Source organism: Streptomyces sp. NPDC057424, assembly GCF_042803315.1.
Classification (GTDB): domain Bacteria; phylum Actinomycetota; class Actinomycetes; order Streptomycetales; family Streptomycetaceae; genus Streptomyces.
Genome location: NZ_JBHVCP010000032.1, coordinates 55,098 through 79,779 on the forward strand (window position 1 = coordinate 55,098; position 24,682 = coordinate 79,779).

A 24,682-nucleotide genomic window follows, 5' to 3' on the forward strand; every position below is an offset into this window, starting at 1 on the left:
GCGAGTCCTCCACAGCCTCCAGTCGCGGCCTGAAGGCTTCGAACCAGGTCCACGCCGTCCAGGGTCAGGGCCGTGCCCCGGGTCCCTGACCGCCCTGCGCGCGGCGGTTCTGGAGACTCAGCCGCGGTTTCGGGACGTCCGCACGACCCGTCCGGGGGCGGCGGCTGCCCGCGCGGTACGGGGCCGGCCAGGTCGCGCCCGGGCCGGTGTAGCCCTGCTCGGCCGCCGCGTGCAGGGTCCAGTGCGGGTCGTAGAGGTGAGGGCGGGCGAGGGCGCAGAGGTCGGTACGGCCCGCGAGGATCAGGGAGTTGACGTCGTCCCAGGACGAGATCGCACCGACGGCGATCACCGGGATGCCGGTCGCGTGACGGATCCGGTCCGCGAAGGGCGTCTGGTACGACCGTCCGAACTCCGGCCGCTCGTCCGCCACGACCTGGCCCGTCGACACGTCGATCGCGTCGGCGCCGTGCGCGGCGAAGGCCCGGGCGATCTCGACGGCGTCCTCGGCGGTCGTCCCGCCCTCTGCCCAGTCGGTGGCGGAGATCCGGACGGTCATGGGCCGCTCCCCCGGCCACACGTTCCGCACGGCGTCGAAGACCTCCAGCGGGAAGCGGAGCCGTTTCTCCAGGGAGCCGCCGTAGGCGTCGGTGCGCCGGTTGGTCAGGGGGGAGAGGAACCCGGACAGCAGGTAGCCGTGCGCGCAGTGCAGTTCGAGCAGGTCGAAGCCGGCCCGGGCGGCGCGGACGGCCGAGGCCGTGAACTGCTCGCGAACGTCGGTGAGTTGGGCGCGGGACAACTCGCGCGGAGTCTGGCTGAACCCCTTGTACGGGAGTGCCGAGGGGGCCACGAGCGGCCAGTCGCCCTCCTCCAGCGGCTCGTCCATGCCCTCCCACATCAGTTTCGTGGAGCCCTTGCGTCCGCTGTGGCCGAGCTGCACGCCGATCGCGGTGCCGGGGGCCTGGGCGTGCACGAAATCGGTGACGCGCTTCCAGGCCTCGCCCTGCCGGCCGGTGTAGAGGCCGGCGCAGCCGGGGGTGATCCGGCCCTCCTCGCTGACGCACACCATCTCGGTCATCACCAGCCCGGCCCCGCCCAGCGCCCGCGCGCCGAGGTGGACGAGGTGGAAGTCGCCGGGGACGCCGTCGGCCGCCGAGTACATGTCCATGGGCGAGACGACGACCCGGTTGCGCAGGGTCACACCACGCAGCCGGAACGGCGTGAACATCGGGGGCGTACCGGGCGGGCAGCCGAACTCGCGCTCCACCGACTCCGTGAAGTGCGCGTCGCGCAGCCGCAGGTTGTCGTGCGTGACGCGGCGGCTGCGGGTGAGCAGGTTGAAGGCGAACTGGCGGGGCGGCTGGTCCAGGTACAGGCCGAGGTTCTCGAACCACTCCAGGCTGGCCCGGGCCGCGCGCTGCGTGGAGGCGACGACGGGACGCCGCTCCGCCTCGTAGGCGGCGAGGGCTTCGGGCAGCGAGTCCCGTTCCTCCAGACAGGCGGCCAGGGCGAGAGCGTCCTCGACGGCGAGCTTGGTGCCGGAGCCGATGGAGAAGTGGGCCGTGTGGGCGGCGTCCCCGAGGAGGACGACGTTGCCGTGCGACCAACGGTCGTTGACGACCGTGCGGAACGTCGTCCACGTGGAGTTGTTCGACTTCAGGGGACGGCCGTGGAGCGCCGCCGCGAAGATCTTGGCGCAGCGCTCGATCGACTCCGCTTCGGCGAGCACGTCGAAACCGGCCGCGCGCCAGACCTCTTCGCGCATCTCGACGATCACCGTCGACGCGTCGGGGGCGTAGGGGTAGCCGTGGAGCTGCATCACGCCGTGCTCGGTCTCGGCGATCTCGAAGCGGAAGGAGTCGAAGGGGAAGTCGGCGGCGAGCCAGATGTAGCGGCAGCGGTGGGTCGTCACCCGGGGGCGGAAGACGTCCGCGCGGGTCTCGCGGGTGGTGCTGTGGATGCCGTCCGCGGCGATGACCAGGTCGTGGGTCCGGGTGAGGTCGTCAGGGGCCTCGGTGCGGAAGCGGAGGTCGACGCCGAGTGCGCGGCAGCGGGCGTGGAGGATCTCCAGGAGGCGTTGGCGGCCCAGGGCGGCGAAGCCGTGTCCCTGGGAGGTGTGGCGGGTGTCGCGGTGGACGATGTCGATGTCGTCCCAGCGGGTGAAGTGCTGCTGGAGGGCCTCGTGGACCTGGGGGTCGGCGTGTTCTATGCCGCCGAGCGTCTCGTCGGAGAGGACCACGCCGAAGCCGAAGGTGCTGTCCGGGGGGTTGCGTTCCCAGACGGTGATGTCGCGGGCGGGGTCGAGGCGCTTGAGGAGGGCGGCGGTGTAGAGGCCCCCGGGGCCGCCGCCGATGATCGCCACACGCAGGGGGTGGCTCTGGTCGTGGGGCTGCCGCGGGTGCGTGGGGGCTTGTCGCGCCCCGCGGCGGAGCCGCACCTCGGCACAGCCCCGCGCCCCTGGGGGCGACGCACTCACCGCCCGCTCCACTTGGGAGGGCGCTTCTCCGTGAACGCCGCGTGGAACTCCGCGTAGTCCGCTCCGTTCATCAGGAGTGCCTGTGTCGAGGCGTCGAGTTCCACCGAAGCCGCGAGCGGCATGTCCAGCTCCGCCGTGAGGAGGGCCTTCGTCTGGGCGTGCGCCAGGGCCGGACCCTGGGCCAGGCGGTGGGCCAGTTGCTGCGACGTCTCGTCCGCCCGGCCCTCCTCCGTCAGTTCGCTGATCAGGCCGATGCGCTCCGCCTCGGTGGCCCGGACCGGGTCGCCCAGCATCAGCAGACGGGTCGCATGACCCAGGCCGACGACCCGGGGCAGCAGGTAGGCCGCGCCCATGTCGCCGCCGGAGAGGCCGACGCGGGTGAAGAGGAAGGCGAAGCGGGCGGTGGGGTCGGCGATGCGGAAGTCCGCGGCCAGGGCGAGGACCGCTCCGGCGCCCGCCGCCACGCCGTGCAGCGACGCGATCACGGGGAACGGGCACTCCCGGATCGCCCGGACCACCTGGCCGGTCATCCGGTTGAAGTCCAGGAGCTGGGCGGCGTCCATGCCGAGGGTCGCACCGATGATCTCGTCGACGTCGCCGCCGGAGCAGAAGCCGCGGCCCTCGCCGGCCAGCACCAGGGCCCGTACCGACCGCTCCCGGGACAGCTCCGCGAGCAGGTCGCGCAGGTCGGCGTAGGCGCCGAAGGTGAGCGCGTTGAGCTTCTCGGGACGGCTCAGGGTGAGGGTCGCGACGCCGTCGGCGACGCCGACGCGCAGATGCTCCCAGCCGGGTGTGCGGGCGGCGGAGCCGGTGAAGGGACTCATGACGTGCGGCCTCCTCGGGCGGGCACTGCCTCACTGAGCTCTACCCCTCGAAGCTATCACTCATCCGTGACTGTCGTCATGAGTGCGCGATAGACCGCCCGGGTAGGACTTCTGGGAGGGGCCCGGGTGCGACCTGGGCCGGTTACATCCGTCACAGATCGCCCACACCGGCGTAACGGCGGGAGCAGCGGTGCGCGGCACCGCGTTCACCTGGGTAAGCCGTCCAGCATGGGGGCGAAGGCGCCCCCGGCGGTGCCCCTCGGACACCTCGGAGAAGCGGCGCCGTACCATTCATCAGGTTGAAAGCAGGATGTCCTGCTCCATGAACGGACCCGCCTTGTACGAACTCCACTCAGCCCCCGCCTCCTGGCGCATCGCGCTGCCGCACACCGCGGCGGCGGTGCCCGTGGCCCGTGCCCTGGTCCGTACGGCGCTGGCCGAGCTGGAGCACGGGGCGGACTGCGACACCGCGGAGCTGCTCACGGCGGAGCTGGTGGCCAACGCCGTGGAGCACACCACGGGCGAGACGCCGATAGAGCTGGTCGTGGAGCTGATGCCGTCGGGCTGCCAGGTCGAGGTGCACGACACCGACCCGGCCCCGCCCGGCGACCTCACCCGCCCGGGCGGCGGGCCGCCCGACCCCTGGCAGGAGCACGGGCGCGGGCTGCTGCTGATCCGCGCCCTGAGTTCCTCCTGCGGGCACCGGCCGACCGAGTCCGGCAAGGCGGTCTGGTTCAGACTGCCCGCGATACCGGCTCAGCGGCGTCCTTCGGCATGACCGTGACGAGCCGGGAGTCCGGGCGCCGGCAGCGCGGTCACGGGACGCTCCCGGCCGACGGGGCCGCGGTGCGGGCGACGGGCCGAAGGTCGGCGTAAGGCCTGGTCAGGCGAGGGTTGCCACCATGACCGCCTTGATGGTGTGCATCCGGTTCTCCGCCTCGTCGAAGACGACCGAGTGGGCCGACTCGAAGACCTCGTCGGAGACCTCCAGGTACTCCAGGCCGTGCGCGGCGTGGACCTCCAGGCCGACCTTGGTGCCGAGATCGTGGAAGGCGGGCAGGCAGTGCAGGAACTTCACGTCGGGGTTCCCGGTGGCGCGCAGGACGTCCATGGTCACGGCGTACGGGGCGAGTGCGGTGATGCGCTCGGCCCAGACCTCCTTCGGCTCCCCCATGGAGACCCAGACGTCCGTCGCGACGAAGTCGGCGCCCCGGACGCCCTCGTCCACCGTCTCGGTGAGCGTGATGCGGGCGCCGCTGGCCCCGGCGAGCGCGTGGGCCCGGTCGACGACGTCCTCGGCCGGCCAGTACTCCTTCGGCGCGACGAGCCGTACGTCCATGCCGAGCAGGGCGCCGGTGACGAGGTAGGAGTTGCCCATGTTGAAGCGGGCGTCGCCCAGGTAGGCGAAGGCGACCTCGGTCAGCGGCTTGGCGCAGTGCTCGGTCATGGTCAGTACGTCGGCGAGCATCTGGGTGGGGTGCCAGTCGTCGGTGAGCCCGTTGTAGACGGGGACACCGGCGTGCGCCGCCAGCTCCTCCACCTTCCGCTGGCTGTCGCCCCGGTACTCGATCGCGTCGTACATCCGGCCCAGCACCCGCGCGGTGTCCTTGACCGACTCCTTGTGCCCGATCTGTGAGCCGGAGGGGTCGAGGTAGGTGGTCGAGGCACCCTGGTCGGCGGCCGCGACCTCGAACGCGCAGCGGGTGCGGGTGGAGGTCTTCTCGAAGATCAGCGCGATGTTCCGGCCCCGGAGGTGCTGGGTCTCGGCCCCGGCCTTCTTGGCGGCCTTCAGCTCGGCGGCCAGCTCGACCAGGCCGCGGAACTCCGCCTCGGTGAGGTCCAGCTCCTTGATGAGGTGGCGGCCGGCGAGGGCGGTCGGGACAGTCGCCATGAGGGCGCTCCAGGGATACGGGGGACACAGACTTCTGGAATACTATACGAAATACAGCATGCCTATACAGGGCCTGGCGCGTCCACGATCCTCAGCGGCCCCTACACCGGATCCCGTTCGACCGGGCAGCTCATGCACCGCGGCCCGCCCCTCCCCCGGCCCAGCTCGCTGCCCGGGATCTCTATCACCTCGATGCCCTGTTTGCGCAGGTGGGTGTTGGTGGTGGAGTTCCGCTCGTAGGCGACCACGACCCCGGGTTCGACGGCGAGGACGTTGCAGCCGTCGTCCCACTGCTCGCGTTCGGCCGCGTGCACGTCCTGGGTGGCGGTCAGCACACGGATCTGGTTCAGGCCGAGGGCGGCGGCGATCGCACGGTGCATGTGCTCCGGCGGATGATCGGTGACCTTCAGCTCCTTCTCACCCACGCCCGGTTCGATGGTGTACGAGCGGAGCATGCCGAGGCCCGCGTACTGGGTGAAGGTGTCGCCGTCGACCATCGTCATCACGGTGTCGAGATGCATGAAGGCACGCCGCTTGGGCATGTCGAGGGCCACGATCGTCTCGGCGGACCCGGCGGCGAACAGCTTGTGCGCGAGCATCTCCACCGCCTGCGGGGTGGTGCGCTCGCTCATGCCGATGAGCACCGCCCCGTTGCCGATGACCAGCACGTCCCCGCCCTCGATGGTGGACGGGTAGTCGGTCTGCCCCTTCGACCACTCGTGGAACGTCTCGTCGCGGAACAGCGGGTGGTGCCGGTAGATCGCCTCGAAGTGCACGGTCTCGCGCTGCCGGGCGGGCCAGCGCATGGCGTTGATGGACACGCCGTCGTAGATCCAGGCGGAGGTGTCGCGGGTGAAGAGATGGTTCGGCAGCGGGCCCAGCAGGAAGTCGTCCAGCTCCATGACGTGGAAGCGCACGGAGGTCGGCTCCGGGTGGACATCGAGGAACTCGCGTTTCGTCATGCCGCCGACCAGGACCTCGGCCAGTTCCCGGCCGGTCAGGTTCTCGAAGGCGGCTCTGAGCGGATCGGTGGCCAGCGGGCCGTACTCCTTCTCGTCGAAGACCCGCTCCAGGACGAGGGATCTGGCCGCCGGGACCTCGAGCGTCTCGGCCAGCAGGTCACCGAAGAGGTGGACGGCGACACCGCGGTCGCGCAGCACATCGGCGAACCCGTCGTGCTCGGCGCGGGCCCTGCGCACCCACAGCACGTCGTCGAAGAGCAGCGAGGTCTTGTTGCTGGGGGTGAGCCTCTTGAGCTCGAGATCGGGCCGGTGCAGGATGACGCGGCGCAGCCGCCCGGCCTCGGAGTGGACGTGGTATGCCATGCCTCCATCCTGACCACCGACGGGCGTATTGACGCGCTCCTCGCCCGTTTCCGTGCCCCCTGGTTCTCGTCGCGCCGACGGCAAGGGCGACAGGGCGGGCTCACACCCGGGGCGACGGCTCCAGCAGTTCCTCCGGCCGGGCCAGCATCCGGCGGGCGGCCCGCCCCGGTTCGAGGAACGTCCGGGCGACGATCCAGCCCGCGAGCGCGTGCGGTTGGGCCGGGGCGTCGGCCAGGACGTCGGCGTACCGGACGAGGGCGGCGGCGGCGTCCCCGGCGGCGAGGTGCTCGTCGGCGGTGCGCGGGGCTGCGGGACGGGCGGCGAAGGCGTGGGTGCGCACATCCGGCCAGGAGGTGCGGTCGGGGCGGAAGCGGAGGTCCGACGGTGCGGCGGCCGGGGCGGGCACCACGTTGCGCAGCCGCCACTCGGTGCGGTGCAGGGCGGCGGCCGTGCGGGCCCGGGCCAGTCCGGCCGGAGGGACCTCCTCCCGCAGCCAGCCGTCCAGGGTGCGGGCGAGCCCCGACACGAGGGCGCGGCCCTGGACCGTCAGACGGCCGCTGGTCAGCAGGGTGCGCACGGCGAGGCGGCTCTGCAGGCGGCGCAGGGCGAAGAAGTAGCCGGCGCGCTCGACCGCCTCGGCGCTCTCCGCACCGGCCAGCCGGTCCCGCCAGAAGCCCGCGACGCCGGTGAAGGCGTACGCGCCGTGCAGCAGGCCGGTGAGATGGCGGGGGTCGGTGCGCCAGGGGGCGTAGTAGCGCTCGGCCCGGTCGTCCTCCAGCAGCGGGAACAGGTGCAGGAGGGCGGCCAGCTTGCTGTGCTGGAGCTCGTGCACCAGGGTCTCGGCGAGCGCGAGCGGGGAGGCCGGGCGGACGATGAGCATGCCGCCGAAGGAGTCGCCGCTGGAGGCCGATACCTGGACGAAGGACCGCGGGGGCGGGCTGACGCCGGTACGTCCGAAGGGCACGATCGCCCGGATCATGGCGGGGTCGACCCGCCCGGGGCCCGGCGTGCCCGGGCTCGCGAGGATCCGCGCTGCCTCGCCGAACAGCCGCTGCCACTCCTGTGCTTCGTCCTCGTCCAGCCGGGCCGGGGGCAGGTGGTCGTCGAGATCGCGGTAGGGGTCGAGGTCTTCGAGTACGACGGTGACCGGGGCGGTGCCGTCGGGGCCGGTGTGGGTGAGGGTGCGCAGCGGGAGCCAGGTGCCCCCGTCGGCGCCGGCACGCCGGGTCAGCGGACGGCAGGCCACCCGCACCGGGCCGGTCGCGCGGCCGGGCCCGGCGACCGTCAGCTCTCCCCCGGCCGTCGTGGCCCGGCCGACCGTCAGACCCTGCTGCGCGCCGGGGAGCCGGACCATGCCGAGTCCGGGCAGGGGCAACCGCCCGTCGGTGAGGGGAACGTCGAAGGCCGTCTCCGTGCCCGCGTGCAGGGCCGCCGAGAGGGCCAGCGCGCTCAGGTGGCCCGTCTCCGCCCACAGCGGCGGTCCGATGGCCGTGCCGTGGACCCGGCGCAGCATGTGGGAGATCCAGCCGCCGGTCGGCGGGGCCAGCAGCAGGCGTTCGACCGGCTCGGGCGACTTCTCGGCCGCGTCCTTGAGCACCCGCCAGGCTTCGGCGACCGGGGTGAGGGGGGTGGGCAGGGCGTCGAGGTGGCCGAGGAGGGTGCGCAGGAGCAGCAACCGACGTGCGCGTTCGGCTCGTTCGAGGAAGGCGACGGCCGCTGCCGAGCCACCTCCGGCGGCCAGCTCCGCGAAGAGCCGGTCCGGCATGCGGAAGGGGGCGAGGTGCTGCTCGCTGGTCATCGTCGCGGACCTCCGGTCGGGTTGGCGGACATGCGGGGACCCCGGTGCGCGTGCGGGTGTCGCACCGGGGCTCTGCCGTCGGGACGGTCGGCAGCTAGTGCCGCGGCACTAGTCGGCTCGGGCGCCGCCCGGCCCCTCGCCGCTCCTCATGCTGCTGCGGGCGCGCAGCACCTCGGTCAGCAGGCGCGTGGTGGGGGGCAGGGCGGGAAGACCGTCCACGGCGCTCAGGGGCAGCGCCGCGAGGTCCGCCAGATCGGATTCCCAGACATCGGTCTCGGCAGCGGCGACGACCGGTTCAGGTGCGGCGGCTCCGGCATGCTGCAGAGCGGGCGGCTGGTCCAAGATGCTCCCCCTTCTCGCACGGTGGCACGCGATGCCCCGTGTCTTTCCATCATGGCCATTACCCCCCGGGGCGAAAACCGTACGATCACGCCACTGATCATCGCCGATCACGCCCAGGCGCCGTCGAGGGCGCCAACGCGGCCAGCGCGGCAGCGAGTTCGTCCTTCAGTTCCGGATCGTCGTCGACGGACACCACGGCGTCGAACAGGTCCCACAGCGCCTCCGGGTTCCGCCGGGCGAGCCCGCCGAGGATGTTGACGACATCGGTGCGCGCCCTGCTGTGACGGCGCAGGACGGCTGTGACACGGGGGTTCAGCGCGGCGACGACCGTCTGCCGTTCGCCGGGGTCGGTCATCAGGGGGTAGGCGAGCAGGGCCTCCACCGCCCGCTGCAACGCCGAGAGGGGACGCGGCGCTGCGGGCGGTCCGGCCGGGGGCAGGGTCTCGGTGCGGTCGGCGCCCTGGAGCCGGATCTCGGGGTGCTGAAGAGTACGGCCCTCTTCCCTGAGGGCCGCGATGCGCGCCCGAACGGCCGGAAACAGTTCCTCCGGATCGGGTGGCGCGGGCAGAACGGCCGCCCGGTCGGCCAGCAGACCGAGCAGGACGTCGGAGAACAGGCCCGTCGCACGGACGGGGTCGTTGGCCGCCGCCCTGCCCCGCCCGGCGGCGCGCAGAACGGTCTGCCGGTGCGCATGACCGGGCCGGCCCACGGGCAGGGCGTCGGCGGGCAGCGCCTCCTGGAAGGCGAGGTCCTCCTCGAACGTCTCGCAGGCGTCCACGATCCACATCTGCTCGCGCAGACCGGGCACGGCGTCCCCCGCGTACCGGGCGAGCGCGGAGTCCAGGTCGATGCCCACCTTGTCGTCGACGCCCGCGTCCGCGCAGAACAGCCGCAGCCGCCCGGCCCGGTCGAGCACGCCGTGGCCGCCCCACCACACCCACAGCATGTCGCCCTGGGCTCGGGACAGTTCACGGACCAGGACCCGGCGCAGGGTCGCCCGGTCCGCCCGCCCGTACGGGAGGGGCGGTTCGTACGGCGGCAACGGGGCCAGGTGCAGCCGCAGTCGGTCCTCCGGCACCCCGGCGTCCCGCAGCAGCCGCCAGAACCGTACGGCGTCCCGGGCGGGCCCGGGCAGCCGCCAGGCGTCCCCGGCCTCGTACGCCTCGATCCCGACGACGAGGGCGTGCACCCGGGCGGGGTCGACGGACGGCGTCGGGCCGCTCACGGCAGGTGCTCCACGATGTGGCGGTACACGGCGGGGTTCGTCCAGTAGGCGCTGTGCGCGGCGGGGAACGGCTGGCCGCTGTCGACGGCGACATCGGTGACGCGGCCCGGGAAGAGTCCCGCGCCGAGATAGCCGAGGAGGTCGCGCGGGTCGTACAGGTTCAGCCAGGCGGGGACGTACGGCGGCAGGGGCGCGGGGTGTTCGAGGGACGGCAGGGAGCCCGACTCGTAGAGGAAGGGTCCCTGGGAGCCGGCCGTGACCAGGAGCCCGACCTGGGGCAGCGGTGCGGAGATCAGCGTGTCGAGGGCGATGATGCCGCCGAGGCTGTGCCCGACCACGGCGACGGGCGGCTCCAGGCCTGCGACGAGGGCGCGCAGGCCGTCGCGGAAGGCGGCCCCGCGGCTCAGGTAGCGCAGGATGTCTCCGGCGGCGGGGTGGGCGGCTTCGGTGAGGGCGCGCCGGCGGCGCTCGACGGCGCGGGAGGCGACCGCTCCGGCCGTCCGCAGCAGGTGGGAACGCAGCCCTCGCTCCGTCCCGAGGGGCGGTGCGCCGAGGGTCTCGGCGATCCGGCCGGTGACGGCGTCGCGGGTCCGGCCGACCGGAACGAGTGGGGAGTCGGCGTGGAGGGCGTCGGCGATGAGGCGGGCGGTCAGGGAGCGGGCTGCGAGAGCGGCGAGGTCCGCCGGGTCGAGGGCGTCGGCGGCGGGTCCGAGCAGGGGGTGGGCGGCCAGGTCGGTGGCGGCCCGGGCCAGCCCGGGGCCCAGCTCGGCGGCGGGTGCGTCCCCTTGGGCCGCGAGTGCGGTGAGCAGCGCCCGGATGCGCTGGTGCGGGGGCTCGGAGCCGGGCGGGCGTTCTACGGCCGGGCCGGATCCGGCGGCGGCCAGGGCCAGTTCGGCGTACGGGTCGGCGTAGAGGGCGGCCCATGCCGCGGCCGTGTCGTCGCCGGGTGCCGGCCCCGCCGGGCCTTCACCGAGACCGCGTGTGGTGCCGGACCGGGGCGGCAGACTCGCCCCGCCGACCACGAGCGTGGCACCGTGTGCCGCTCCCCAGGCGTAGGGCACGACGTGAAGTCCGTCGCGCTGTGCGGCCAGTCCGGCCGTCACCCGCTCCACCAGCGCGGAGAAGCCCGGCTCGCGGACGCCGGTCCCATGGACGAAGACGACCGCCGTCATGCGCCCCCCCGTGACACGACTGCCCCTTGTGATGTCAACTCACCAGTTTCACAAGAAAGTTGGAGCAGGGCAAACAGAGGAGGCCCGTCGCCCGGGAGCGTCCCGGGGCGGCGGGCCCTGTCCGTCCGCCGGTCGTCACAGGGGCATGGGGGCGATGTCGCATTCGATGCGGCGGCGCTGACGGGCGGCCTGGAGCCAGGGGTGGTCGGTGCGCAGCACTTGGGCGAAGCCCTCCACCGCCTTGCGCTGGAGCACGTCCGCCTCGTCACCGCGCCCGAGGCCGCGCAGATCGAGGGCGAGGTTGGAGGTGCAGGAGAGGGTGAGCGGATGGTCCCCGCCCGCCACCTCGGTCAGCAGCGGCAGGTTGGCGGAGTCGATCGCGTGTGCCCGCTCGAAGTCGAGCCGGGAGTAGGCGGTGTTCGCCTGGCCGATGCCCACGGTGAGGGTGATGACGTGCTGCGCCCCGATCGTGTCGCTCAGTCGGCGCGCCACGTCGTCCTCCACCTCCTGCGCGGTGTCGAGGCAACCCTGCGCCCGCTCGGTGGCGGCCAGGTTAGCCCTGGTCACCAGGGTGTGGGCGTGGTTCTCGCCGAGGCGCCGCACCAGCCGGGCCACGGTGGACTGCGCGAGCCGGTACGAGCCCTCCAGATCTCCGGCCAGCCGCCGGTCGACGCAGACGTTGGTCGCCGTGGTCAGCGAGTCGAGGTGCTCGTCGCCGTAGCGGGACTTGAAGTGGCGCAGCGTCTCCTCGGCGAGCTTGGCGCCCTCGGAGAGGTCTCCGTCCCGGCGGCGGCAGACTCCGAGGTCACGGGCGATGCGCAGGGTCAGGGGGTGCTTCTCGCCGAGTGCGGTGAGCGCCCGCCGGTAGACGTCCTCCTGCAATTCGCGCGCCTTGGGGTACCAGCCCGCCTCCCGCGTGTCGATGCCGACACAGTGGAGGGTGTTGAGCGTGAAGAAACTGGCATCGCCGAACAGGACGTCACGCTGGCGGGCGGTCTCCTGGTCCAGCGTCAACGCATCCCTGAACTGCCCACACAGCCGGAGGTCCACACCCCAGCTGTGAGCGCCCCGCAGGGCAGCCTGGTCCTCGGGACCGAACAGCGAACGGGCCAGTTCGGTGGCCTCCTTGCCCAGGTCCTGTGCCTCCTGGAACCGGCCCTGGTAGCGACGGGCGTCGGACATCTCGCACAGGGAGTCGATGAGTTCCTCGGGCTCGACCTGCACCCGGCGTGAGACCTCCAGCGCCTTCTCGGTCAGCGGGATCGACTCGGCGATCTGACCCACCTGGCGCAGCAGGAACGCGAAACCCTTGGTCATGCGGATGACATAGATGTCCTCCTCGCCCGAGGCGGCGAGCCAGGCGCTCCACGCCTGCCGGCCGAAGGCCCCGGCGCCCTCGTGGTCGCCCCAGTAGTAGAGGAACCACATGGTGTCGTAGACCAGGTCGCGCACATAGGGGTCGGTGCTGGTCACCGCCTGGGAGGCGAGGACGTGGGGCAGCAGCGCCTGATAGTCGCGCCATTCCTGGGAGGAGCCGTAGGGTCCCCGGTTGGCGGCGGACAGCAGCTGGTGCGCGGCGTCCCGCATCCTCTCGCGCTCCTCCTCACTCAGCTTGGCGAGGAGCACGGTCTGGAGCAGCCGGTGCATCTGCAGGGTGCCGGCGCGCGGGTCGACCTTGATCAGGGAGAACTGGCTCAGGTCGCGGATGGCCCGGTTCAGTTTGATCGGCTCGCGCAGCATCGGGTCGACCTGCGGCGTGATGTTGACGCCCCGGCTGCTGCGCAGGATCGACCGCGGGATGGGCTCGGGGGCCATGCTGGCGCAGATGTCGAGCAGCTGCCGGGCGCCCGGGTTGTTCTCCCTGATGCGCTCCAGGGAGATGTCCCAGGCGGCGGCGACGGAGACGGGGTAGTCGGGGCTCTGCTCGATCTCCAGGATCTCCGGACTGCGCTGGGCGAGCAGGTCGAGGTACTCGTCGACCTCCATGCCGGTGACACCGAGCCAGGCGCCCGCCTGCTCCACGGCGAGCGGCAGGTCGCCGAGCGCTTCGGCGAGGCGGTCGGCGTCCTCCCGGGGCAGGTCCTTGGCGCGCTTCTGGAGCAGTTCGACGGACTCGTCGCGCTCGAAGACGTTCACCGGCAGCGAGGTGGCCACCCGTTCCCAGCCCCGGTTCCGGGAGGTGACGATGACCTTGCCCGGACCGTTGTGCGGGAAGTAGCCGCGCACCGCCTCGATGTCCTCGGCATTGTCGAAGACCAGCAGCCAGTTGTCGTACGGCGTCCCGGTGCGCAGGGCCTCCAGTACGGCGGGCACGGCGGTGTTGGCCGCGGCGGCGCCCAGGCTGTCCTGGCCGGCCGGGGCGACGCCCAGCTGCGAGGCGAGCGAGGACAGCGCGGCCAGGATGAGGCTCTCGCGCTCGGCGGGGATCCAGCAGATGATCCGGTAGTCACGCTGGTGGGTGTAGATGTACTCCAGCGCCAGCTGGGACTTGCCGACGCCACCGAGGCCGTGCAGGGCGTTGGGCAGCACGGCCGCGGTGTCCTGGGCGGCGAGCTGCTCCTCCACGGCCCTCAGCAGCGCCTGACGGCCGACGAACGAGGTGTTACGCATGGGGACGTTCACCAGTAGGGCCGGCGTTGCGGTCGTGGTGCTCTGCATGAGCGGCTCTGCCTCCGGGGTCTGTTGTCGGTGCGCGCCGGCCGTCGGAGACGGCGCGGATTCTCCAGTCAGATCGGAAATATCCGAACTCGGGTCACTGTCCGCTGGGCTGGATGGAGTCGTATCGCCCGGGTTATTCACCTGTGGGGGTGGATGTGCGGACGCGGTGTCCTCCCCTTGCGGGGCCGCGGCGGGCACGTACCTGGACAGATTCGGTTCGATGCGTTTGGCCCGCTCGGAGTAGGGCCCCGACAGGGCTCGCATCACGGCCAGTTCACTGCGCGCCCAGCCGGGTTGGGCGGGGTCGGGCAGCCTGGTCCGCAGCGGGTCGTGCAGCGCGGCGCGCAGGGCGACACCCCGCTCCCCCGCGGCGGGCAGCTCGCCCACCACACTGACGGTGCGGGCGAGTTGACTGCGGGTGGTGGTCGCGAGCAGCGCCTCGCGGACGCCCTCGGCGAACTCGGGACGCCCCTCCTCCCCGCCCTCCCAGTCGATCAGCCCGCCCATGAGGATCTCGGCGAGGTGATCGGGGCCGGTCTCCGGCATGACCCGCCTGCGCAGCTCCTCGACGAGGTCGAAGTCGAAGGGAACGGCGGCCAGTTGGGTAGCGAGCCGGCGGGCGGAGGGGGTGGCGAGGCTGAAGAAGCGCCGTACGGCGGCGGTGGCGGCACGCGGGAGACGCGGGGCGCGCAGACCGGGGGCGGGCGCGCCCTTGCTCAGTGCGCCCGCCAGCACCACGGGCAGGGAACGCCGAACGCCGCGCCCGCCGGTGACCAGGTCGGACCAGGCGGCGAGGGAGGCGGGCTTCAGGGAGAGCACCGGAACGGCGACGGACCCGTCGCCCGCCTCGGGCAGCGGCCGCATCGGATCGGGGCCGCCGGGCGGCGCCCAGTGCCCGAGGCCGTCGTTGGGGGCTCCGAAGCCTCCGGCCTCCAGGACGGCCGGGTACGGGTAGAGCGAGGACCGGTGGCGCAGATGCGGCGGCAGCAGGTGGACGAGGGCGGTGGGGCCGGCGTGGGCGAGGCGGCCGAGGAGTTCGTCGGCGGCGGTGGCGGCCCAGCCGTGGGCGAGTCCGTCGGTGACGACGAGGAAGATCCGGCTGCCCCGGCCGTCGAGCAGTTCGGCCGGGTCGGCGACGGCCCGGCCCGTGGGCCAGCGCAGGGTGGCGGTGCCGGTGCGCGGCACGGTCGCCCGGATCGTGCGCACACTGCGGAAGGCACCGCTGTGCTCGGCGGCGCGGGCGAGGCGCGCGGCGCTCTCCTCCCAGATCCGCATCGTGGGCGCCTGGTCGAGCAGCAGCACCAGGTCGAAGGCGGAGACCCGGGCGGGCCGCAGGAACGGCATCCACAGTCCGTCGGCGAGGCCCTGTTCGGCGGTGGTCTCCTCGTCCAGCTCCAGGCTGCTGCGGGACGGGACACGGCGGGCCAGGTGGTGCAGGGCGCGCGCGAGCAGGGCCGTGACACGGCCGGGGCCGGAGGGGTCGGGTTCGGCCCGGGGCAGCAGCGGCGGCCCGAGATGCAGGGTGAAGCGGCCTTCGGGGTGGGGTAAGAAACGGCCGGCGGCCCGGGAGACGGCCCGGTCGGCGGCAGGGATCGAGGCGGGAGTGCGGCCGCCCGGCCGGGGCTCGGGGGCAGCGTCCTCTTCGCCGGCTGCGGGCCGGCCGAGGAACGCGTCGTCGGCAGCGGGCCGGCCGAGGAGTGCGTCGTCGACCACCGTCGGCCGGGAAGGCCGTTCGGTCTCGGCGTCCTGCGGGCGTACGGTTTCCGCTTCCGCGGCCGGGGCGGCGGTGTCCTGGGCCGGGCCACCGGGGCCGCCGTACCGGCTCCAGTGCGCGGCGAGCCATACCGCGTCGGCGAACTCCTGCCAGCGCGGTACGAAGTGGTCGGGAGCGGCCGGGACCCGGTCTCCGCGCTCGCCCGCGGGCGGCTCGGGGTACACCGAAGGAGGCGGCGACGATCCCGATGCGGGATCCCCGTCGCCGGGTCCGGATGCGCGCTCCCGGGTCATCAGCGGCCCTTCGCGAGGTCGCGGAGCAGCAGTTCGACGAGCTTACGCCCGTCACCGTCAGCCTGAAAACCACCCGCGGTAGTCATCTGGACAGCGTTGAGCAACTGGTCGAGGGAGTGGACCCCGCCCGCCTGGACCCGCTGAACGAACAGGTCGACGAGGTCTTCGGTGCCCTGCGGCCGGAGCCCGAGATGGCCGTCCACCATGGCCAGTAGTTGCTCCCGGGTGGGGGTGTGCATCTCCATCGGCAGACAGCGGCGGCGGAAGGCGGCGGGGAATTCCCGCTCCCCGTTGCTGGTGATCACCACGGCCGGGAACTCCCGGCACTCGACCCGCCCGTTGCGCACCACGGCCCGGTTCCCCGGGTCGCTGGTGTGCACGCTCGCCGCGTCGGCGGCGTCGCGCACCAGCTCCGGAACCTCATAGCTTCCATTCTCCAGAACGTGCAGCAGGTCGTTCGGCAGGTCGATGTCGCTCTTGTCGAGTTCGTCGACGAGAAGCACCCGGGGCCGTTCGTAGGGCAGCAGGGCGGTACCCAGGGGCCCCAGTGTAATGAACTCGCCTATAACCGGCGCAAGTTGACGATCTTTTGACGTCATCGTGGAGTTGACTGTCTGTTCGCCGTCTTCGCACACCGGCTCCGTCCGCGGCGTGTCCCGCAGTCCTGCCTGCCAGGCGGCGATGGCCTGGGCGCGGCCCATGGCGTCGTGGACGTACAGGCCGTCCCGCAGGCTGGTCCGGCTGACGACGTTCCACTCCAGTACCCGGCCGAGCCCCAGCTCACGCGAGATCAGGTAGGCGAGCGTCGACTTGCCGACGCCCGGGGGGCCGGTGATCAGCAGCGGGCGCCGGAGCAGCAGGGCGGCGTTGACCGTCTCTATCTGTTCCTCGTCGAGCTGCGGGGTGAGGCCGCCGGGGCCCAGGCGGCGCAGTGCGGCCTCGGCGTCGTCCGGGGGCGGGGCCTCGACCGGGCCGCCGCGGAACCTCCGCCAGGGCGGCGGGTCCGGCAGCACGGGCGGGTCGCCCTGCGGGCGTCCGGTGGCGTGGAAGACACGCCAGTCGTCCGCGGCCGTCCGTTCCTGTGCGCTCATGCCGAACCTCCTAGCTCAGCTGGCGAGATCGCCGGGGTCGGTGGCCTGGAGGTCGACGACACGTGTGGGGTCGTCCCACAGGAATCCGACGTTCCGGGCCAGGTACTGGACCGCGTCCTCCGCGCCGCTCTCGGCGTTCAGACGCATGCGGTGAATGACGGAAGGAAGCTGCACGGGCATCGTGACGGCCGCGAAGACCGCGGTCACCACTTCGCGCCTCTCCTCTTTGAACACACCTCTGCGGTCCCAGACGGCCAGCCCCACTCCCTCCGCGATCGCCGCTTTGAGCGCCTCCAGGGCCGGTGCCCGGGTCGGCGCGTCCAACAGCACTGCCGTCCTTCTGGATTCCCCGGCGAGCGCGATCTGCCACGCGCGCAGCCGCCGGGCGTCCGCTTCCCTCCAGGCGTGCACCGTGATGCCGTGCTGCTTCAGCGCCGCCCAGCGCCGCTGCCACTGCTGCCGGACCACGGCGTTGTCCGTACGCATGCGCTCCAGGCTGCGTAGGTGCACCCCGTACCGCAGGCTGAGCGGAGTGGGCTCACCATCGCCCACGGCGAACGTCAACCCCGCCACATCATGGTTCATCAGATCGTACGGAAGAAGGAACTCTATGTACGCAGGCGGCTCCTGAGGGCCGCTCGACTCCGGTTCGCGTGGCACCAGCCAGAGTTGGGTGCCGCGCCGCAGGGCCTTGTCCACCGCTCGGCCGAGGTCGTCCAGGGGGATCGTGTCCGGCTCGCCGGGGCGGGGGTCCCAGCGGCCCGGGGTCGCGTTCGTCCAGGTCCGCACGACCACGTCGGTGCTGCCGTCCCGGGCCGGTTCGACGGCGACGACGAGGGTGCGGGGGATGTCGGGCGACCACACCACCGCCGCGCGTCTCTCCCGGCGTCTTCCCAGCTCCGCGACCAGGCCGGCACGTCCGGTCCAGTCGTCGACCCAGGCGGTCAGGGCGAGGCGGTGCTCGACGGTCCCGGCGAGACAGGCCGCGTGGTCGAGGAGCAGGACGACGGGGGGCAGGCCGTCGTCCTGCGCGTTCCATTCGAGGAGGTGCGCGAAGAGCTGGTCGGGGGTGAGCCCGTCGGGGAGGTCCAGGCCGGCGAGTTCCTCGGCCAGACCGTCCCGTAAGCGTGCGGCGGGCAGGTCGCCGCGGGAGAGCGCGACGCGTGCGCTCTTCTCGTCGTCCTTGGACAGCGGCCCGGGCAGGGCGGGGGCAGGAGCGATCAGCCGGTCGAGTTCGTCTCCGGCCGGGGCTCCCTCGAGGATGCGGACCACTCCGACCAGTACGTGCTCCCCGCCCGCCACGCTCAGCGCGGCGGTCACCAGACTCACCACGTCCTCACGGAGTCTGACGCCGCGGATGTCCACCTGCCGGCGGAGCTGGCTTCCCAGGAGACTTGCGAACTGCACCCGGCTCGGTGCGTCCTCCACGCAGCCCAGCTCGCAGAGGACATCGGTGAGCTGTAACAGCAGCTCGAAGTCCGGCTGGTGTCCGGATGTGCCGCCGAACTCGCCGGGCGCCGTACCTGTCCGCACCGACTTTCCCCCTGAGTCGGTTCACCTGTCTGGGCCGACCAGCGAAGTTAGCACGGCAACCAGCGGTTAACCAGGGACGAATGGGGCCGGAAGGGCGACGTACGGCCAGGAGCGTCCCAGGCGGGACAAGCCTGGCCGGATTCGTGTGCTCCTCCGGCTCACAGCCTCGGGTCGACCGGCTCCGACTCCAGGGCCAGCACCCCGAACACCGCCTCGTGCACCCGCCACAGGGGTTCGCCCTCGGCCAGCCGGTCCAGGGCCTCCAGGCCCAGGGCGTACTCGCGGATCGCCAGGGACCGCTTGTGGTTGAGGAACCGCGAGCGCAGGCGGGCGAGGTTCTCCGGGCGCGTGTACTCCGGGCCGTAGATGATCCGCAGGTACTCGCGGCCCCGGCACTTGATGCCGGGCTGCACCAGGCGGCCCTGGGTGTCGCGGACCACCGCGCCGACCGGCTTGACGACCATGCCCTCGCCGCCGCGGCCGGTCATCTCCAGCCACCAGTCGACACCGGCCCGCACCGACTCCGGGTCGGCGGTGTCGACGTACAGCCGCCGGGTGGTCTGGAGCAGGCCGCTGCCGTCGTGCTCGACGATGCGGTCGAGCAGGGCGAGCTGCTCGTCGTGCGCCAGGCCTGCGAGGCTGCGCCCCTGCACCGCGAGGATCTGGAACGGTGCCAGACGGACCCCGTCCAGGCCGTCCGTGGTCCAGCAGTAGCGGCGGTACGCCTTCGTGAACGCGGCCGCGTCGGAGGCGCGTTCACCGGTGCGGGACAGCAGGCCGGTCACGTCCACGCCGCGCGCCGCCGCGCCCTGCAGGGCGGCCAGGGCCTGCGGGAGCACCGCGCCGGACGCGGCGCCCACGGCGGCGTACTGGGAGCGCAGCAGCCCGGACGCCTTCAGCGACCAGGGCATCAACTCGGCGTCCAGCAGCAGCCAGTCGGTCGACAGCTCGTCCCAGAGGCCGGCCTCGCCGATCGCCGTGCGCACCCGGTCGAGGATCTCCCCGGTGAGCGCCTCGTCGTCGAGGAACGGGCGGCCGGTGCGGGTGTAGAGGGACCCGGTCGGGCCGTCCACACCGAAGCGCTTGCGGGCCGCTTCCGCGTCCCGGCACACCAGGGCCACCGCCCGCGAGCCCATGTGCTTCTCCTCGCACACGACCCGCGCGACGCCGTCGTCCCGGTACTGGGCGAACGCCTCCGCGGGGTGCTCCAGATAGCCCTCGACGTGACTCGTGGCCGTCGGGGCCATGGTCGGCGGGAGGTACGGCAGCAGGCGCGGGTCCACCGCGAAGCGGCTCATGACCTCCAGGGCCGCCGCCGCGTTCTCCTCGCGGATCGAGATCCGGCCCTGGTGCCGGGTCTCCACGACCCTGCGGCCCCGCACGTCCGCCAGGTCCAGCGGGCGGCCGTCCTGCCCGCCGGGTGCCTCGCTGCGCAGCGGCTTCGCCGGCTCGTACCAGACCTGCTCCGCCGGGACGTCGGCCAGCTCGCGCTCCGGCCAGCGCAGGGCGGTGAGCTTGCCGCCGAAGACGGCGCCGGTGTCCAGGCAGATGGTGTTGTTGAGCCAGGTCGCCTCCGGCACCGGGGTGTGGCCGTAGACGACGGCGGCCCGGCCCCGGTAGTCCTCGGCCCACGGGTAGCGCACGGGCAGGCCGAACTCGTCGGTCTCCCCGGTCGTGTCGCCGTACAGGGCGTGGCTGCGGACCCGGCCGGAGGTGCGGCCGTGGTACTTCTCGGGCAGACCGGCGTGGCAGACGACCAGCCGGCCGCCGTCGAGCACGTAGTGGCTGACGAGGCCGTCGAGGAACTCCCGTACCTCGGCGACGAACTCCTCGCTCTCGCCCGCCATCTGCTCGACGGTCTCGGCGAGGCCGTGGGTGTGCTGGACCTTGCGGCCGCGCAGGTAACGGCCGTACTTGTTCTCGTGGTTGCCGGGCACGCACAGGGCGTTGCCGGACTTCACCATCGCCATCACGCGGCGCAGCACACCGGGGCTGTCCGGACCGCGGTCGACCAGGTCGCCGACGAAGACGGCCGTACGGCCCTCGGGGTGGACGCCGTCGACGTAGCCCAGCTTGCCGAGCAGCGCCTCCAGTTCGGCGGCGCAGCCGTGGATGTCGCCGATGATGTCGAACGGGCCGGTGAGGTGGGTCAGGTCGTTGAAGCGCTTCTCGGTGACGACCGTGGCGTGCTCGACCTCGTCGACGCCGCGCAGGATGTGCACCTTGCGGAAGCCCTCGCGCTCCAGGTGCCTCAGGGAGCGGCGGAGTTCGCGGGTGTGGCGGTGGATGACCCGGCGGGGCATGCCGGCACGGTCGGTGCGGGCCGCGTTGCGCTCGGCACACACCTCCTCGGGCACGTCGAGCACGATCGCGATCGGCAGGACGTCGTACTGCCTGGCCAGGTCGATCAGCTGGCGGCGGGCCTCGGGCTGCACGCTGGTCGCGTCCACGACCGTGCGGCGGCCGGCGGCCAGGCGCTTGCCCGCGATGTAGTGCAGGACGTCGAAGGCGTCCTTGGTGGCGCTCTGGTCGTTCTCGTCGTCCGAGACGAGGCCGCGGCAGAAGTCGGACGAGATGACCTCGGTGGGCTTGAAGTGCCTGCGGGCGAAGGTGGACTTGCCGGAGCCGGTGGCTCCGACCAGCACCACCAGGGACAGGTCGGTGACGGGCAGCACGCGCCCCTGCTGTGTGTCGGTCATGCCGCCTTCGCCTCCTTCGGCGTGGTCAGGGTGAATACGGCCATCTGGGTGGGCGGCCCCACTTCCGGGTCGTCGGGGCCCACGGGTTCGAACCCGACGCCGTAGCCGTGCCGTCCGGCCACCGCCTCGGCCCAGGCGCGGAACTGCGCGCGAGTCCATTCGAAGCGGTGGTCGCCGTGCCGGACGTGTCCTGCCGGGAGGGACTCCCAGCGCACGTTGTACTCGACGTTCGGTGTGGTCACGAGGACCGTCCTCGGTCGCGCCGAGCCGAACACCGCGTACTCCAGGGCGGGCAGCCGGGGCAGGTCGAGGTGCTCGATGACCTCGCTGAGCACGGCGGCGTCGTAGCCCTTGAGCCGGACGTCGGTGTACGCGAGCGAGCCCTGGAAGAGCTGGACGCGGGAGGCCTGCCGCTCGCCCATGCGGTCCAGCTTGAGGCGCCGGGAGGCGATGGTGAGCGCGCGCATCGACACGTCCACGCCCACGATCTCGGTGAACGCCGGGTCCTTGAGCAGTGCCTGCACCAACTGGCCCTGGCCGCAGCCGAGATCGAGGACCCGGGCGGCTCCGGAGCGCCGGAGCGCCGTGACGATCGCCTCGCGGCGCTGCACGGCCAGCGGGGCCGGCTTCTCCTCGGTCTCGGTCTCCGCCTCGACCGCGTTGTCGATCTCCTCGACCTCGCTGTCGTCGGTCTCGGCGAGCCGCACCAGTTCCAGGCGCTCGGTGGCCTGCCGGGTCAGCGACCAGCGGCGCGAGAGGTAGCGGCTGGTGATCAGCCGCTGCTCCGGGTGGCCGGGCAGCCAGCCCTCACCGGCGCGCAACAGCTTGTCGACCTCGTCGGGGGCGACCCAGTAGTGCTTGGCGTCGTCGAGGACGGGGAGCAGGACGTAGAGGTGGCGCAGGGCCTCGGCGAGGGTGAGCGCGGCCGATTCCAGGCTGAGGCTCACGTACCGCGAGTCGCCCCAGTCGGGGAACTCGCTGTCCAGCGCCACGGGTTCGACGGCGACGGTCCAGCCGAGCGGCTCGAAGAGCTTTCGTACGAGGTCGGGGCCGCCGCGGGCGGGCAGCGCGGGCACCTCGACGCGCAGCGGCCTGGCCTGGCCTGGAAGTTCCGGCCTGGCGTTGCAGACGCCCTTCATCGCGCTGGAGAAGACGCTGCTCAGCGCCACGGCGAGCAGGGAGGAAGCCGCGTAGGGGCGGTCGTTGACGTACTGCGCGAGTGCCGCGTCGGGGGCGCCGCCGCGTCCCTTGCCCTTGCCGCGCCTGACCAGTGCCACCGCGTCGACCTCCAGCAGCAGCGCCGCCGTGCAGCGCCCGGCCTCCGCCTCGGGGTAGAGGACGTGGGCCGTTCCGTAGGAGGTGGAGAACGTCTGCGCCTTGTCGGGATGCTTGTGCAGCAGGTAGCCCAGGTCGGTGGCGGGACGTTCCGGAGTGCCGGTGGTAGTGATCGTCAGGAACATGCGGAGGGCCTCTCCGGCTGGGTGGATGGTGTCGGTGCCGTACGTGCGAGGGCCCCCAGGAAGGGGGATCCTGGGGGCTCGGCAGGACGACGCCCACAGCTTCGCACACCTGTGCCCACCAGCGCCTTCGTTTATCGAGGGCGGCTCGGCGGGCCCCTACGGCAGCTGCGACTGCACCTGCGCGGAGATCAGTTCCAGATGGTCGAGGTCGTCGAGGTCGAGGACCTGGAGGTAGATGCGGCGGGAGCCGATCTCGGCGTAGCGGCCGATCTTGTCGACGACCTCGGCCGGGGAGCCGGCCAGGCCGTTGAGCTTCAGCTCGTCCACCTCGCGGCCGATCGCGGCGGCTCGGCGGGCGACCTCCGCCTCGTCCCGGCCGACGCAGACGACGAGGGCGTTGGAGTACGTCAGCTCGTCGCCGCCGCGGCCGGCCTCCACGGCGGCGGCGCGCACCCGGCCGAACTGGCGCTCGCTGTCCTCGACGGAGGCGAACGGCATGTTGAACTCGTCGGCGTACTTGGCGGCCAGCCGCGGGGTGCGGGCCGGGCCGTGGCCGCCGACGAGTACGGGGATCTTCTGCTGGGCCGGCTTGGGCAGGGCGGGAGAGTCCGCGAGGTCGTAGTAGGTGCCGTGGAAGTCGAAGGTCTTGCCGGGGGCCGTCGCCCACAGGCCGGTGACGATCTCCAGCTGCTCCTCGAGGCGGGCGAACTTCTCCTTGGGGAAGGGGATGCCGTAGGCCTTGTGCTCCTCCTCGAACCAGCCGGCGCCGAGGCCGAGCTCGACCCGGCCGCCGGACATCTGGTCGACCTGGGCGACCTGGATGGCGAGCACGCCGGGCAGCCGGAAGGTGCCGGCGGTCATCAGGGTGCCGAGCCGGATGCGCTTGGTTTCACGGGCGAGTCCGGCCAGGGTGATCCAGGCGTCGGTGGGGCCGGGCAGGCCGTCCACGTTGCCCATGCGGAGATAGTGGTCGGAGCGGAAGAAGGCGTCGAAACCGAGGTCCTCGGTGGCCTTGGCGACGGTGAGCAGAGTGTCGTAGGTGGCCCCCTGCTGGGGCTCGGTGAAGATGCGAAGATCCATGTTTCCATCCTGCACGCCGGGGTGTGCGATCACGAGGTCGCCTCCCCCGGACCGCCCGGTCCCCGGTCGGGTGAAATTACGTGCATACCGCGGGGCCGGGTGACCGGGCCAGTGACCGGCCCCGATGGTGATCGTTGGCTCGGGCGGAGCCGGAGCCCCCGGCTTCCGCACCGGGGGGTGGCCCACCGGGGCGTCACCCGCGTCGGCCTCCCCGGGGGCCGGGGGCCGAGGAGGCCGTCATGTCCGAAGAGACCGTGCCGCAGCAGGGCGGGAGCGGGCAGCCGAAAGGGTTGTTGCAGCAGATGGAGGAGCTGATGGCGGCGTTGAACGCGGATCTGTCGGCGTTGGACGCGGACCTCCAGGCGTCAGGGGGTTCCGGACGCGAGGCCGTCGAGGAGGGGAAGGCGGGCTGAGGGCCTGTCGTGCGGATCAGGTCGCAGGGAATCGGCTGCGGCCTGTCATCCCCGCGTCTGCGGCGTGAGCCACACGACGGGCCTCAGGACTCGCCCTACCCCGCCTCCCGCTCCGGCACCGTCTGTTCCCGGTCCGCGAGTCTGCGGAGCATTTCCAGGACGCGGTCGCGGGACTCGTCCGCCGCGTCGATGGCCTCCATGCACTGCCAGTACGTGCCCTCGTCGCCGGCGGCGCTGGCCAGGGCTACGAGGGCGATGCCGACCTCGCCGAGGAGGTCGCCGAGGTACATCAGGGTGTGGCGGGCGTCGCCCAACTCGGTGAGCCGGCCCGCCCGCAGCTCGCCGGGGGCCAGTTCCGGCGGGTCGAGGACACCGCAGCCCCGGCCCGCCAGCTCCGTCAATCCCATTGCCTCGCCGCGCAGTTCGGGTGGTCCGGCGACCGCGAGGCGGCTGCCTATGGCCTGCGCGAGGGCCTGCGCCTGCCACACCTCGGCCAGGGTCTCCCGCGCGTCGCCGCCCGCCGCCAGGGACCGCCTGCTCGCCACGATGAGCCGCACCGCGTCCATGCGCTGCCCCCGTCTTGTCCTGACGCGCTGTGCGCGTCCGTCTGCCCGCACTCCCTTGTTCACTACCCAGAGTGAAGGGGTGTGAGACGAAAAGCCAGAGGAAGGCGGAAATCTGCGGACAACAA

17 protein-coding genes are annotated in these 24,682 nt (G+C 72.6%); 2 read left to right on the forward strand and 15 right to left on the reverse strand.

The annotated features are described in order from the left end of the window. Positions 1-64: 64 nt before the first annotated feature. Complete coding sequence (locus ACFU3E_RS24020) at positions 65-2,485, reverse strand: bifunctional salicylyl-CoA 5-hydroxylase/oxidoreductase (RefSeq protein WP_384161738.1); 2,421 nt, start codon at positions 2,483-2,485, stop codon at positions 65-67. Beyond that, positions 2,470-3,297 (reverse strand): enoyl-CoA hydratase family protein, encoded by an 828-nt coding sequence (locus ACFU3E_RS24025; protein ID WP_384161741.1) that lies wholly within the window; start codon positions 3,295-3,297, stop codon positions 2,470-2,472. The genes ACFU3E_RS24020 and ACFU3E_RS24025 overlap by 16 nt, the downstream gene beginning before the upstream one ends. A gap of 310 nt (positions 3,298-3,607) precedes the next feature. Between ACFU3E_RS24025 and ACFU3E_RS24030 the strand changes: the two genes are divergently transcribed. Continuing rightward, the gene (locus tag ACFU3E_RS24030) at positions 3,608-4,075 is read left to right on the forward strand and encodes an ATP-binding protein (RefSeq protein WP_384161744.1); all 468 of its coding nucleotides are present in this window, start codon (positions 3,608-3,610) and stop codon (positions 4,073-4,075) included. Between the two features lie 105 nt (positions 4,076-4,180). Here the strand turns inward: ACFU3E_RS24030 and argF are convergent, their stop codons facing one another. From argF to ACFU3E_RS24090, 12 genes are all read right to left on the reverse strand, one after another. After that, positions 4,181-5,188 carry an ornithine carbamoyltransferase gene (gene argF / locus ACFU3E_RS24035; RefSeq protein ID WP_384161747.1) on the reverse strand — a complete coding sequence of 336 codons (1,008 nt, stop codon included), beginning with the start codon at positions 5,186-5,188 and terminating at the stop codon, positions 4,181-4,183. A 101-nt stretch (positions 5,189-5,289) separates the two neighbouring features. After that, positions 5,290-6,513, reverse strand: coding sequence for an arginine deiminase (locus ACFU3E_RS24040; protein ID WP_384161750.1), 1,224 nt, complete (start codon positions 6,511-6,513; stop codon positions 5,290-5,292). A 100-nt stretch (positions 6,514-6,613) separates the two neighbouring features. Continuing rightward, the gene (locus ACFU3E_RS24045) at positions 6,614-8,311 is read right to left on the reverse strand and encodes an HEXXH motif domain-containing protein (protein WP_384161753.1); all 1,698 of its coding nucleotides are present in this window, start codon (positions 8,309-8,311) and stop codon (positions 6,614-6,616) included. 108 nt (positions 8,312-8,419) lie between these two features. Further along, positions 8,420-8,653 carry a hypothetical protein gene (locus ACFU3E_RS24050; RefSeq protein WP_384161755.1) on the reverse strand — a complete coding sequence of 78 codons (234 nt, stop codon included), beginning with the start codon at positions 8,651-8,653 and terminating at the stop codon, positions 8,420-8,422. Between the two features lie 97 nt (positions 8,654-8,750). Continuing rightward, positions 8,751-9,878: a caspase family protein gene (locus ACFU3E_RS24055; protein WP_384161758.1), complete on the reverse strand. Its 1,128-nt coding sequence runs from the start codon at positions 9,876-9,878 to the stop codon at positions 8,751-8,753. Next, positions 9,875-11,050: a hypothetical protein gene (locus ACFU3E_RS24060; protein WP_384161761.1), complete on the reverse strand. Its 1,176-nt coding sequence runs from the start codon at positions 11,048-11,050 to the stop codon at positions 9,875-9,877. Before ACFU3E_RS24060 ends, ACFU3E_RS24055 begins: the two co-directional genes overlap by 4 nt. Positions 11,051-11,185: 135 nt before the next feature. Beyond that, positions 11,186-15,715: an FxSxx-COOH system tetratricopeptide repeat protein gene (fxsT, locus tag ACFU3E_RS24065; RefSeq protein WP_384161764.1), complete on the reverse strand. Its 4,530-nt coding sequence runs from the start codon at positions 15,713-15,715 to the stop codon at positions 11,186-11,188. After that, the gene (locus ACFU3E_RS24070; protein WP_384161767.1) at positions 15,715-16,806 is read right to left on the reverse strand and encodes an AAA family ATPase; all 1,092 of its coding nucleotides are present in this window, start codon (positions 16,804-16,806) and stop codon (positions 15,715-15,717) included. Before ACFU3E_RS24070 ends, fxsT begins: the two co-directional genes overlap by 1 nt. A 15-nt stretch (positions 16,807-16,821) precedes the next feature. Then, a complete protein-coding gene (locus ACFU3E_RS24075) occupies positions 16,822-18,339 on the reverse strand; it encodes a hypothetical protein (protein ID WP_384161770.1) in 1,518 nt (505 codons plus the stop codon). 158 nt (positions 18,340-18,497) lie between these two features. Beyond that, positions 18,498-21,038, reverse strand: coding sequence for a polynucleotide kinase-phosphatase (locus ACFU3E_RS24080; protein ID WP_384161773.1), 2,541 nt, complete (start codon positions 21,036-21,038; stop codon positions 18,498-18,500). Next, complete coding sequence (locus tag ACFU3E_RS24085; protein ID WP_384161776.1) at positions 21,035-22,498, reverse strand: 3' terminal RNA ribose 2'-O-methyltransferase Hen1; 1,464 nt, start codon at positions 22,496-22,498, stop codon at positions 21,035-21,037. Before ACFU3E_RS24085 ends, ACFU3E_RS24080 begins: the two co-directional genes overlap by 4 nt. A 156-nt stretch (positions 22,499-22,654) precedes the next feature. Then, positions 22,655-23,578, reverse strand: a complete 924-nt coding sequence (locus ACFU3E_RS24090; protein ID WP_384161778.1) for an LLM class F420-dependent oxidoreductase — start codon at positions 23,576-23,578, stop codon at positions 22,655-22,657. A 239-nt stretch (positions 23,579-23,817) separates the two neighbouring features. On the opposite strand from ACFU3E_RS24090, the gene ACFU3E_RS24095 reads away from it, so the two are divergent. Continuing rightward, positions 23,818-23,991, forward strand: a complete 174-nt coding sequence (locus tag ACFU3E_RS24095) for a hypothetical protein (protein WP_384161781.1) — start codon at positions 23,818-23,820, stop codon at positions 23,989-23,991. 95 nt (positions 23,992-24,086) lie between these two features. Here the strand turns inward: ACFU3E_RS24095 and ACFU3E_RS24100 are convergent, their stop codons facing one another. Further along, positions 24,087-24,557, reverse strand: a complete 471-nt coding sequence (locus tag ACFU3E_RS24100; RefSeq protein WP_384161784.1) for a DUF6099 family protein — start codon at positions 24,555-24,557, stop codon at positions 24,087-24,089. Positions 24,558-24,682 lie beyond the last annotated feature (125 nt).

Excerpts from the sequence above, each read along its gene's own strand:
- ACFU3E_RS24080 (WP_384161773.1), bottom strand. The coding sequence starts at position 21,038 with ATGACCGACACACAGCAGGGGCGCGTGCTGCCCGTCACCGACCTGTCC.
- ACFU3E_RS24095 (WP_384161781.1), top strand. The coding sequence starts at position 23,818 with ATGTCCGAAGAGACCGTGCCGCAGCAGGGCGGGAGCGGGCAGCCGAAA.
- fxsT (WP_384161764.1), bottom strand. The coding sequence starts at position 15,715 with ATGACCCGGGAGCGCGCATCCGGACCCGGCGACGGGGATCCCGCATCG.
- ACFU3E_RS24070 (WP_384161767.1), bottom strand. The coding sequence starts at position 16,806 with ATGAGCGCACAGGAACGGACGGCCGCGGACGACTGGCGTGTCTTCCAC.
- ACFU3E_RS24085 (WP_384161776.1), bottom strand. The coding sequence starts at position 22,498 with ATGTTCCTGACGATCACTACCACCGGCACTCCGGAACGTCCCGCCACC.
- ACFU3E_RS24100 (WP_384161784.1), bottom strand. The coding sequence starts at position 24,557 with ATGGACGCGGTGCGGCTCATCGTGGCGAGCAGGCGGTCCCTGGCGGCG.
- ACFU3E_RS24040 (WP_384161750.1), bottom strand. The coding sequence starts at position 6,513 with ATGGCATACCACGTCCACTCCGAGGCCGGGCGGCTGCGCCGCGTCATC.
- ACFU3E_RS24025 (WP_384161741.1), bottom strand. The coding sequence starts at position 3,297 with ATGAGTCCCTTCACCGGCTCCGCCGCCCGCACACCCGGCTGGGAGCAT.
- ACFU3E_RS24060 (WP_384161761.1), bottom strand. The coding sequence starts at position 11,050 with ATGACGGCGGTCGTCTTCGTCCATGGGACCGGCGTCCGCGAGCCGGGC.
- ACFU3E_RS24030 (WP_384161744.1), top strand. The coding sequence starts at position 3,608 with ATGTCCTGCTCCATGAACGGACCCGCCTTGTACGAACTCCACTCAGCC.
- ACFU3E_RS24090 (WP_384161778.1), bottom strand. The coding sequence starts at position 23,578 with ATGGATCTTCGCATCTTCACCGAGCCCCAGCAGGGGGCCACCTACGAC.
- argF (WP_384161747.1), bottom strand. The coding sequence starts at position 5,188 with ATGGCGACTGTCCCGACCGCCCTCGCCGGCCGCCACCTCATCAAGGAG.
- ACFU3E_RS24045 (WP_384161753.1), bottom strand. The coding sequence starts at position 8,311 with ATGACCAGCGAGCAGCACCTCGCCCCCTTCCGCATGCCGGACCGGCTC.